This is a genomic window from Cellulomonas sp. B6, from assembly GCF_001462455.1.
Taxonomy (GTDB): domain Bacteria; phylum Actinomycetota; class Actinomycetes; order Actinomycetales; family Cellulomonadaceae; genus Cellulomonas.
Genome location: NZ_LNTD01000202.1, coordinates 1 through 1,547, shown reverse-complemented (window position 1 = coordinate 1,547; position 1,547 = coordinate 1). Strand labels below are relative to the sequence as shown.

General features: G+C 77.2%; 1 protein-coding gene. It reads right to left on the bottom strand.

The window, feature by feature from the left end:
* Nucleotides 1–109: 109 nt before the first annotated feature.
* Entirely contained in the window at nt 110–1,495 is a 1,386-nt protein-coding gene (locus ATM99_RS15810; protein ID WP_062103804.1) for a 3-oxoacyl-ACP reductase, read from the bottom strand.
* Nucleotides 1,496–1,547 lie beyond the last annotated feature (52 nt).

Below are 1,547 nucleotides of genomic sequence, written 5' to 3'. Positions count from 1 at the left end.
CCGCCACCGCCGCCCCGCCGCCGTGCCGACGCGACGAGCCCCCGCGCGTACAGCCCCCCGAGCCCGGGCACCCGGGGCAGCGCGACCAGCGCGGCCGGCGCGCCGCGCGTCACCGGCCCACCAGGTTCTGCCCGCACACCCGCAGCGTGCGGCCCACGACGCCGCCGGCCGCGGGAGACGCGAGGAACGCGATCGCCTCGGCGACGTCGACCGGCTGACCCCCCTGCTGCAGCGAGTTCAGGCGCCGTGCGACCTGCCGCGTGAGCGCCGGGATGCGCGCGGTCATCTCGGTCTCGATGAACCCCGGCGCGACCGCGTTCGCGGTGCCGCCGAACGGCACGAGCAGCGGCGCGGTCGCGCGGACCATGCCGATGACACCGCCCTTGGACGCCGCGTAGTTGGTCTGCCCGCGGTTGCCCGCGATGCCCGACGTCGACGCGAGCGACACGATGCGCGGCGCGTCCGTGAAGTCGCCCGACGTCAGCAGCGCCTCGTTGATGCGCAGCTGCGACGCGACGTTCACCGCAAGCACCGACGCCCACCGGGCCTCGCCCATGTTGGCGAGCAGCTTGTCGCGCGTGATGCCCGCGTTGTGCACGACGACGTCGATCCGCCCGTGCCGCGCCGTGGCGTGCGCGAGGATCCGCTCGCCCGCGTCGGGCGCGGTGACGTCGAGCTGCAGCGCCGTGCCGCGCACGCGGTTGGCGACCTGCGCGAGCTGCTCGCCCGCGGCCGGGACGTCCACCGCGACGACCGTCGCGCCGTCGCGGGCCAGCACGTCGGCGATCGCGGCACCGATGCCGCGCGCCGCACCGGTGACGACCGCGACCTTGCCGGCCAGCGGGCGGTCCCAGTCGGTCGGCAGCTCGCCCGCGTCGGAGTCGACCTCGAGCAGCTGCCCGTCGACGAACGCCGAGCGCGTCGACAGGAAGAACCGCAGCGCGCCCACGACGCTCGGGGCCGTCACCGGCACGCCGTCGGCGACGACCACGCCGTTGCCCGTAGCGCCGCCCCGCAGCTCCTTGGCGAGCGAGCGCAGCAGCCCGTCGACGCCCTGCCGCGCGGCCGCGACCGCGGGCGCGTCGTCGGCGCCCGCGGGGCGTGACACCGTGACGACCCGCCCGCCCGTCCGCAGGCCCTTGAGCACCGAGCCCGCGGCGAGCACCGGCCCCTGCAGGTCGTCCGGGTGCGTGACGTCCGTGAGCACGAGCACCACGGCCGCGTACCGCACGTCGGGGGTCGCGTGCCGGTGCACCTCGACGTCCCAGCCGTCGAGGACCGCGGGTGCGTCACCCGTCGGGGCGGCGCCGCCCGCGGGTGACGAGAGCAGGGTCGCGACCGCGTCGGCGCCCGTGCCGAGCACGAGCGCGGGACCGTCGAGCAGCGGCTGCCCGGGCCGGTGGCGGCGCAGCACCGCGGGGCGGGGCAGGCCCAGCTGGGCGGCGAGCTTCTTGGTCAGCCCGCTGTTGACGAGCTCGAGGTACCGGTCGGTCATCACGACTCCTGCGTCGTCCGTGGGGTGGGGGTGCACCGGGTGCGGGTGCGGG

Bases quoted from the DNA above. Each gene is read 5' to 3' on its own strand.
- ATM99_RS15810 (WP_062103804.1), bottom strand. From the start codon at position 1,495: ATGACCGACCGGTACCTCGAGCTCGTCAACAGCGGGCTGACCAAGAAG.